Origin of the sequence: Mesorhizobium sp. M7A.T.Ca.US.000.02.2.1 (genome assembly GCF_003996995.1) — a bacterium.
In the GTDB taxonomy this organism is placed as follows: domain Bacteria; phylum Pseudomonadota; class Alphaproteobacteria; order Rhizobiales; family Rhizobiaceae; genus Mesorhizobium.
On the sequence record NZ_RZTT01000247.1, the window covers coordinates 1 to 9200 of the forward strand.

Annotated in this window: 5 protein-coding genes and 2 pseudogenes; 1 reads left to right on the forward strand and 6 read right to left on the reverse strand. The window is 58.8% G+C overall.

The genetic code is table 11. The annotated features are described in order from the left end of the window. Positions 1-313: 313 nt before the first annotated feature. The 6 genes and pseudogenes from EOD15_RS21685 to EOD15_RS21710 all read right to left on the reverse strand — a co-directional run. Positions 314-1618, reverse strand: a pseudogene (locus EOD15_RS21685) (pitrilysin family protein); the annotation flags it as partial. 276 nt (positions 1619-1894) lie between these two features. Next, positions 1895-2167, reverse strand: a complete 273-nt coding sequence (locus EOD15_RS21690) for a hypothetical protein (RefSeq protein WP_024505391.1) — start codon at positions 2165-2167, stop codon at positions 1895-1897. A 1401-nt stretch (positions 2168-3568) separates the two neighbouring features. Beyond that, a complete protein-coding gene (locus tag EOD15_RS21695; protein WP_127317690.1) occupies positions 3569-4897 on the reverse strand; it encodes a HAMP domain-containing sensor histidine kinase in 1329 nt (442 codons plus the stop codon). After that, on the reverse strand, positions 4894-5553 hold the full coding sequence (locus tag EOD15_RS21700) for a response regulator transcription factor (RefSeq protein ID WP_024505389.1): 660 nt from the start codon (positions 5551-5553) through the stop codon (positions 4894-4896). Before EOD15_RS21700 ends, EOD15_RS21695 begins: the two co-directional genes overlap by 4 nt. A 619-nt stretch (positions 5554-6172) precedes the next feature. After that, positions 6173-6607 (reverse strand): annotated as a pseudogene (locus EOD15_RS21705) (helix-turn-helix domain-containing protein); the annotation flags it as partial. Between the two features lie 244 nt (positions 6608-6851). Continuing rightward, positions 6852-7310, reverse strand: a complete 459-nt coding sequence (locus EOD15_RS21710; RefSeq protein ID WP_245458615.1) for a response regulator transcription factor — start codon at positions 7308-7310, stop codon at positions 6852-6854. Between the two features lie 754 nt (positions 7311-8064). On the opposite strand from EOD15_RS21710, the gene EOD15_RS21715 reads away from it, so the two are divergent. Further along, on the forward strand, positions 8065-9186 hold the full coding sequence (locus tag EOD15_RS21715; RefSeq protein WP_024505387.1) for a DUF418 domain-containing protein: 1122 nt from the start codon (positions 8065-8067) through the stop codon (positions 9184-9186). The last annotated feature ends 14 nt before the right edge of the window (positions 9187-9200 follow it).

A 9200-nucleotide genomic window follows, 5' to 3' on the forward strand; every position in this document is an offset into this window, starting at 1 on the left:
GCATGCACACCGATCCGTAGATGTCGTCGCTTTGCGCGTCCAAACTCATTTCGGCGCCGGCATGGTCGAGCTTCACCTGGAAGGCATCGCTGTCGTAATGGCCAGCGCCTTCGATGAACAGGCCGGCCATCAGTTTGGCCATCCCCTCCTTCCCGACCGGGTCCTGCTTGGTGCCGCCCTTGAAGGCAAAGCCGATGTTGACGATTTCCACTGTGTGGTCCTCCACCAGCCAGGCGATGATGCCCTTTTCGGACTTCACCTCCTGGATGTTCATCGCAGCATGGGGCCGAGCGCCGAGCGTCATCTCTTGATTCTGCGTCTTGGGCAAGAGATAGCCCGTGGTCGAACGGTCGAACGCGAGATAGCGGGCGGCAACTGCTTTGATTTGCTCGGGGGTAACCTTGCGGATGCGATTCGGCCGTTCCTCGACATCCTTCACGGTACCGCCGGTGGCCAGCGTCGAGCCGTAGATGCTGGCGAGCCAGTCCAGGTTGTCTTCCGCAAAGATCATATTGCGCAAATAGTGGTCCTTGGCCTTGCCTAGTTCCTCGTTGCTGACACCATCCTCGGCAATGCGGGCGACTTCGGCAGCGGCCGCCGCTTCGAGATCAGCCAGCTTGGCATCGCCGCGCGGTGCGCCATAGATGGCGAACTTGGTGTCGTCGAGCATAGTGCCCTGGAAATAGACGCGGGCGCTGGAAGCGATACCTTGCTGGACAGCGAGCGCCTGGTAGAGCCGGCCGCGGTTACCGCCGCCGAGAATTTCGGCCAGCAGGTCGAGCGCTTCGGCCTCGCCCGGCTTGGCGGTGTGGTAGGACGGCACCACCCACTGCGTCGAAAAACTGGGCACGCTGACGCGGGCGTCTGAGAGCGTGACGGTGCGCCTGGTGTTCTGCTCGGGCTCAACCGGCCGGATGCGCGGCGGCAGGTCAGGTCCACGCGCCACCTTGCCATAGGTCTTTTCGGCCAGCGCCCGCACCGTGTCCGGTTCGACATCGCCGGCCACGATCAGCACGGAGTTGTTGGGCCAATAGTACTTTTCATAGAAGGCGGTGGCGTCGACGCGGTTCAGCTGCTCGATCTCCTGCATCCAGCCGATGATCGGGATGCGATAGGGCTGGTTCTGCCACAGCGTCGCGTCGATCTCCTCATGGAGCACGTCCTGCGGGTTGGTGTCGGTGCTTGAGCGGCGCTCCTCGATGACCACGTCGCGCTCGGTCTTGACGACATCGTCGGTCAGGATGAGGTTTCGCATTCGGTCGGCCTCGAAGCTCATCATCAGCTCGAGCGCCGACGGCGCCACTGTCTGATAGAAGGCGGTGTAGTCGGAGGAGGTGAAGGCATTTTGCGAGCCGCCGATCTCGAACACTGCGCGGTCGAATTCGCCGGCCGCATGGTTGGTCGTCGCCTTGAACATCAGATGCTCGAAAAAATGGGCAATGCCGGATTTGCCCGGCGGCTCGTCGGCGCTGCCGATCTTGTACCACACCATGTGGGTGACGATCGGCGCCCGGTGGTTGGGAATGACGACCACCTCCATGCCGTTGTCGAGCACGAAATCCCTCGCCTTGCCGTCCTCCCATGCGACGGGGATCGGAGCCGTCCCCGCGCCGACCAACTCGGACGCAACGGACGTCCTGCGAAGCCCATGAGTGCGGGGCTTGCTTGGTAGTTCTGATAGGGAGAGTGGGGTTATGGGCTGCGTTCCTGGCAAAGTGATCTGTTCCTCATTTTGAAGGATCTATGTCTCCCGAACGCCTATTGGGAGAAAGTGGATCGGCACGCGACGCCGAGCCACATGAGCCGTCAGCGTGTTGCTGGGCCTGACGCGAGCCTCATCTTTGGATGCGTCCGGGAAACTTTCGGCATGGTGAGGCCATGGGAAGTCTGCTCGTTATCCATTGGGTGTTTGCGGATACCTGAGCATGCCCCGTGCCAAGTAAGAAAGCCCCGATTCGCAAGGTTTGATCCAACCTTGATACTTGCGATATCCGACATTGTCGGGCATCCGACAGAAAGCGCCTTTCGCCGGCGCGCCGGCTATGACGCTCGCCTCCTCCGGCGTGACGACGATCCTTTGGCGGGCGCCGCGCACACCGATCTGCCCGCCTATCAGCACCGCGACATCGAAGGACAGCGCGATCGTGACTGGATGGGTCTTACGCAAACATGCAGCAGTGCCACCGCGATCAGGACTTCATCCGCCCCACAAAGACCCGAGCGCGAGGGACGACGTGTAAGGCAACATGTCATCCTCGATAATGATGCCGCGCATAAAGAGGTAAGGTCCCTCGTCGTACCGGCGAGCCCCTTCGCTGGGTCTCGCGAGGGTCTGGTTTGCGAACGTCGACCGACAGCATCACGGCATGGGCGGCCCCATCGGTAGGCAAGCATTGACCGTGCCATCAGCGTTGAGGCAGCGCAGAGCCCAATTTCCCGGTGCCAGCCGGTACGTTGGAGCTTCAACTGTGGCCAGCCAAGCGGGCCGAGGCCGTGAAACTCCTGATACCCTGGACCGTCCGGATTGCAACGCACGACGCCTTGGTCTCGCGCCAACGTCCATTGACGCTCAGCGAAGCATCATGCGGACGAGCTGGGAAAGCTTGGCCGGGCCGGCGCCTTCCCAGGCGCACGGGACGCGCGACGACCCATGTGGACCTTGGATTTCACTACGCACTTACGCTGCTTTGGCCTTGTCAGCAGCCTGAGCATAAAGCGTGCTCAGCTTTCAGGGCGAGCCTCTTTCATGTTGATAGCATCTGTCGTCATTCAGGATCGCCCCATTTTCGCATGCCGCTTGCAGCTTTCAGACTGTTGTCAGCCAGGGCCGCCATAAAGGGTCTCGTTTAACGCATTCGGGAGGCTTCATCACTCGACCACATTAATTTCGGGCGGTTCGCCGGCGCTCCGAATGGCACTTAACACCAGATCCTCTCCAAACCCGTGATGATCCAAGAGGAAAACGAAAAATCCCTAAATCATAAAAAAGCACCGATACGGTCGGCTCCAGGCTGATGAAATTGCGGTCTCACTGGCCACGCACGATACTTGCGATGGCGATGGCCATTGCAAAGGCCGGTCAAGCACCCAAGACGCTGACAAGCACGCCTCCGACCAAAGCTCGATCGTTGGCAGCCTTTCTAGCCGTATACTTGGGGCATTTTGGGACGGCGATCCGGACGCCGATTAAAACCTGCCGGTCGTCTAAATGGAATGGTTGGTCCGGGTCCTTACTGGACCTGCGCCAACCCGATCGGGCCGGCGCACAGGGGCACCCAGACAATTGGACACGTCGCCTTTTCGCGGCGGCTTGCACTTTCTCGGATGGCCTTTTTTCTCCCCGGGCGAAATCCAGCGAGCGGTGAGGCGGAGCCTTCGATTTTGCCGATCATGTCGTGTCGCTTCGATCGAACTGCTCAGACGATGATAGCGGCATTGATTGCCGCGGCCGAAATGCGTTGTGTGAAGTACGATTTCTACGCCGTATACATACTGCCGTACAGTTCGCCATGTCAGCAGCCTTGCCAGCAATCCGCCCTGTGTCCAACTGTCGTCGAATTCACCGGTGTCATTGAGGAATTCGTATGATCGCCTCGAAACCATCATTGCGACCGCGGGCGGGCGACGCAAGCTCTAGACTGCCACCGATCCGCTGGATAACCATGTTAGCGATATGTAGACCAAGGCCTGAGCCCGCAGCAGGAGTAGCACCACGACTAAATCGCTTTGTAAGCCCTTCGAGGTCGGGGAGGGGCACCACCGGTCCGGCGTTTGCAATAGCGATGGTTCCATCAGTTTGGACGGAAACTGTTGTCGGAACAGTGGGCAGTCCATGTATCAGCGCATTCTCGATCAGGTTACGAAGGAGGATCCCAAACGCATCGACATCCACTTTGCGCATCAAAGTGGGGCAGCCGTCGACGTTAAGATGCAGGCGTCCGGCATATTGCGGCTTTTTCCTCAGGTCGTCGATTTCCAGCCGAACCGATCGGACAAGATCGATCGCGTGATCCGCCATGCCAACCCCCGATTCGGCTTGAGCGAGCTGAAGCACTTTTTCGACAAGGCGGCCAAGGCTCGACAGCGCTTGCTCGATGCCGCGCGCACGCATTTTGGCCGACCCATTGGGAAGCTCGGCCACTAATCTCTGCATCTGAGCGATTGAACCTGCGATCGGCGTGCGCAGTTCATGCGCACTGTTTGCGGCGAACTCGCGTTCGGCCTCGAGAGCCGCCCGCAGACGATCGAGAAGCCGATTGACGGATGCCGCGATTGGAGCCAACTCTGCCGGGAAATCGCCCAAGTCCATTGGTGACAGATTGCCGCCGTCGCGCGATCCGATCTGCTGTCGCAGTACCTCGATTGGCCGCAGCGAGCGCCGGATCACGATCCACCAAACAGCTAAGCTAAAGGGCAGGAGCACGAGTGTCGGAAGGAAGACAAAAAGTGCGCCCTTCGCGATTGTGGTACGGCGGCCATCAAGCGGTTCGGCCAACTGATGATACACGCCGTCTTGGATCTCCTCTGTGTAGACGCGGTAATCAGCGTTTCCCCAAAAGCCGTTACTCAGGGGAGCATCAGGGAAGGGCTGCTGACCCTCTTCCGGTTCAGAAATAAGCACTATCCCGTACTTATTAATAACCTGCTCACGATAGGTAAAGTACTTTTCGTAAGTTGGAAAGTTGTTATTGTATTGATCAACGTGTTTTCCATTCAAGACCTTGATCAGCTCTGGTTGTCTGTACTTTGCGCTCCCCTGGAGCAAGTCATCCGAACTTTCGTTTACATTATTGCAAAAAATGAACGCAGCCATGGTTGGGGCGGCGATCCAAACCAGGAGCGTTGCCCCGCCTAACCACGATAGCAGCTTTCTCGTCATGCTGTTCGAGTTCGTCATGTGACCACGAGCCTGTATCCGGAGCCACGCACGGTTGCTATTCTATCCCCGCCGATCTTCTTGCGGAGCCGGCTGACATAAACCTCCACTGTGTTGCTCTCGAACTCCGAATTGAATGAATAAAGCGCGTGCTCGATCCTCCCCTTTGAAACGACCGAACCGGGCCGGCGTAGAAGGCAGTCGAGCACCGCCCATTCGCGTCCAGACAGGTGGACCTCCTGCCCGTCGCGGAAGAGGCGTCGCTCGGCTGCCTGTATGGAAAGCGTCCCAACCGAAAATTGCGGCTCCGGAAAATGCCCTTGGCGACGTGCCACTGCACGGATGCGTGCCGAGAGTTCCCCCAGATCGAACGGCTTGACCAAATAGTCGTCGGCGCCAGCGTTGAGCCCCTCGATGCGATGCGAAATCCGATCGCGGGCTGTCAGAATGATGACCGGCGTTGTATCAAGCCCCTTGATCAGCTCCCGCAGATAGTCGATGCCATTGCCGTCCGGCAGGTGAACGTCGAGCAAAATAACGTCGTAGCCGGCCACAGCTGCATGACCGCGCGCTCCGGACAGGCCCTCGGCCCAGTCGACCGCGTGGCCACCAGCCACCAAATGATCGTGCACAGCACTTCTAAGGTCGTCGTCGTCTTCAATGAGCAGTATTCGCATCAGGCTGCCGAGCTCCGGTATGAGGGCAAGGCTCCTGCCTTATTGATCGAAGCTGACAGTAGGCTGAACCGGCGCCAGCGAATATCTGGGGGCTTTCAGGCTGCTGTCAGCTACAATTGCAAGAAAGGGGTCGTTAACAAAGCCAAACGAAGAGCCCCTATGAGACCCCTCCTGATCTCGGCACTTTTGCTCAATGTGACCACCGGCGGCTGTACACTGGTTGGCGGGCAATTCGACGTGGCGGTCAACGAATGGCAGCCGCGCCACGCGTCAATGTCCAGGCTTGAAACTGACAGGTGTCTTAAATACGAGGGCACTGTAGCGGGTGCCTCCAGTTATCGAACAGTGCCTAGCAGGTCAGAAGTGCACTTTGACCATAGGGGTCGTCCGTATTTTCGGCGCTCGCGAACAGAGTCGACGGTCAATCGATGCGCCACTGCCAGAGTCTGGAACGGTCAAGTGTTTGTTATCCCCCGTCCGGGCCATATTCTCTGCCGAGGACCAAGAAGGCCCTATTTTCGGTGCCCACGAACAGAGCCAACGGTCAATCGATGCGCCACTGCCAGGGTCTGGAACGGTCAAGTGTTTGTGATCCCCTGTCCCGGCCGTGTTCTCTGCCGAACTCGCCCTTGTAGTCGGCACACCAAAGATCGTTAGGGCGACAGCCGTTTGAAAGTGGTGTCCCCGTCGCCCTGTTGCGCCTGCGCTTGCGGCGCTCGACCATGCCGTGGCGGTCGAGCACGGCATGCACGGTCGAGATCGCGGGCCGGTGCACATCCGGATACAGCCGGGCCAGCCGCTCGCGTATCTTCGGCGCACCCCATGTCGGCTTGTCTTGCTTGAGGCGCACAATCAGCTTCTCGATTTGAAACGGAAGCTGATTGGCGTGGCGATAGGGCCGCCGCGATCGGTCCGTCAGCCCCTCCAGGCCGCTGTCGTTGTAGCGCGTGAGGATCTTGTAGCCGGTCTTGCGCGAGATATCGAACTCCCGGCAAAGCACCGCCATCTTCTCGCCGTCCAGCAGCCGGGCGACGAACTTCAGCCGCTCTTCCATGACGTTACACTCCTTCCAAGGCACCTTGCTCTCCTTGCAAAGGGCCGAAAGTTTAACCCATCTATCCGGAATGAACTGTCACCCATCTCTCGGGAAGGGCAGTCATGGCCAAGGCAACTGGAAGCCGAATTTTCTTTTAGAGTATGAATCAGCGCCGTCTGCCGAAAAGCGCGTCCACGATCTTCCCTTTTGAAACGACCGTGCAGGGCTGGGGCAGACGGTAGTCGAGCACCGCCCACCCGCGTCAAGTCAGGTAGACCTCCTGCCCCTCGCGGAAGAGGCGTCGCTCGGCTGCCTGTATGGAAAGCGTCCCAACCGAAAATTGCGGCTCCGGAAAATGCCCATGGCGACGTGCCACTGCATGGATACGCGCTGAGAGTTCCCCCAGATCGAACGGCTTGACCAAATAGTCGTCGGCTCCAGCGTTGAAGCCCTCGATGCGATGCGAAATCCGATCGCAGGCTGTCAGAATGATGACCGGTGCCGATTCAAGTTCCTTGATCAGCTCCCGCAGATAGTCGATCCCATTGCCGTCCGGCAGGTGAACGTCGAGCAAAATAAGGTCGTAGCCGACCACAGCTGCATAATCGCGCGCTTCGGACAGGTTCTTGGCCCAGTCGACCGCGTGGCCACCAGCCACCAAATGATCGTGCATAGCACTTCCAAGGTCCTTATCGTCTTCAGTGAGCAGTATTCGCATCATGCTGCCGAGCTCCGGTATGAGGGCAAGGCTCCCATCTTATTGGTCGAAGCTGACAATAGGCTGAACCGGCGGCAGCGAATTATTTGGGGAGCTTTCAGGCTGCTGTCAGCTACAACTTGCAAGAAAGGGGTCGTTAACAAAGCCAAACGAAGAGCCCCTATGAAACCCGTCCTGACCTCGGCACTTTTGCTCAATGTGACCCCCGGCGGCTGCATCAGCAAATTGATTTGGGAAACAGGCGCGCCGGTTCTAACGACCGACGCAGGCCGAGGTCTGGAACAGCTGGACCAGCGAACGGCGTCTTCGGTTTTTCAGGCAACAGCCACATGGAAGAATATGATTGGCTCGACCATGCGCCGAGCTTTGTCGAACGGATTGGTCGCGGGCGCACCACCACAGATTATGGCAGGTTTACGCCCTGGCCTTGACACCCGGGGTGATCGTCACCGGCGGAGCCGCGGCGTACTGATCGGATATCCAACGTCGCTGAGTCTCTCGTCGGTGCAGTGGATCTCTCGGCTTAGCCATCATGCAAAAAACGACGGTTCCGCGACACCACTTTTCAGGTCCGTGACACAGGCTTTGTGAGCCGATCTGTTGTTCTTACCCCAGGCTAATGGCTGAACAGCTCTGTCGCCGGCTCGATGCGCCAGATGGCGCGATGTTTTGAACCCTTTCACGAGGCGACGGCAGCAGCCGACCGGCTCTCCTATCGCGGCTCCCGCGATCCACACACCCAACAAGGGAATCTACCATGGTAATGAAGGCACCGGTTGCCGACGCTAGGAATGGGTCGGTAGTAGATCGGCTGGTCGGCATCGACCTCGCTCGGGGCCTGGCTGTCTTCGGGATGTATGCCGCCCATCTCGGTCCCGACCCCGGCGAAGGAGGACTAGTCGGGTTTCTGATGGAACTAACCCATGGGCGGCCGTCGGCCCTGTTTGCCGTATTGGCCGGTTTTTCAATCCTCCTGATTACAGGTCGCAAGGCGCCGAAGTCGGGGATAGCCGGTAGACAGGCCATCGCCAGAGTCGCAATTCGTGCCCTTGTTTTGCTCGCGCTTGGCTCAATCCTGGGCTGCCTCGGTACCCAGGTCGAAGTCATCCTAGAATACTACGGAATTTGCTTCTTGTTGGTATTGCCGCTCCATCGGCTCAGCGCATATCAGCTGGGCTTGATCGCTGCCGCTACGGCATTAGTTCTCCCGCAAGTCCGTTCCTCCCTTCTGTCGGTTGCCCCCAACCTCCTCGACCCGGTCTTCAACCTCATGGTCAACGGCTACTATCCCGCGGTGACCTGGGTTCCTTTCCTCATCGCTGGCATGGCCATCGCGCGCCTTAATCTTAATACGCTAGCAGCGCATTGGCGCCTTGGTCTGGCGGGGGTCGCGCTGGCCGTGTTGGGCCATGGGGGATCCTTGCTCGCGCTGAGTTCCCGCGCTTTGACTGAAACCTCCTTGTGGTGGTCTGACGTTGACGGCGCTTTTGAGCCTTCCAAGTCGTCATTTATAGTCAAGTCGTCATGGATAGCCGCACCTCATAGCGAAACGACGCTTTCGATCGTGGGCAGCACCGGTTGCGCAATGATCATCTTGGCGGCTTGCATGCTCGCTGTGGATGCGCTCCCGCGTCTGCGAAAGCTGGTCTGGCCAATAATCGCAGTCGGCTCGATGTCTTTGACGGCCTATGTGCTGCACATTGCGGGAATAGCCTATCTTATGAAGATAAACATTTTCAAAGACGAGAGCCTGTCCACGCTCTTTGGCTTCGTTGTGGTTATCAGCACTTTTGCGGTGCTTTGGCTGCGCGTCTTCCAGCGAGGACCGATGGAAGTGCTGATGGGTAGGGTCGCAGATCTCGCGCGTCACATCCGCTGAGCACCGCCGCGCCC

Coding starts and splice junctions, on each gene's coding strand:
- EOD15_RS21695 (WP_127317690.1), bottom strand. CDS start 4,897: ATGACGAACTCGAACAGCATGACGAGAAAGCTGCTATCGTGGTTAGGC.
- EOD15_RS21700 (WP_024505389.1), bottom strand. CDS start 5,553: ATGCGAATACTGCTCATTGAAGACGACGACGACCTTAGAAGTGCTGTG.
- EOD15_RS21710 (WP_245458615.1), bottom strand. CDS start 7,310: ATGATGCGAATACTGCTCACTGAAGACGATAAGGACCTTGGAAGTGCT.
- EOD15_RS21715 (WP_024505387.1), top strand. CDS start 8,065: ATGGTAATGAAGGCACCGGTTGCCGACGCTAGGAATGGGTCGGTAGTA.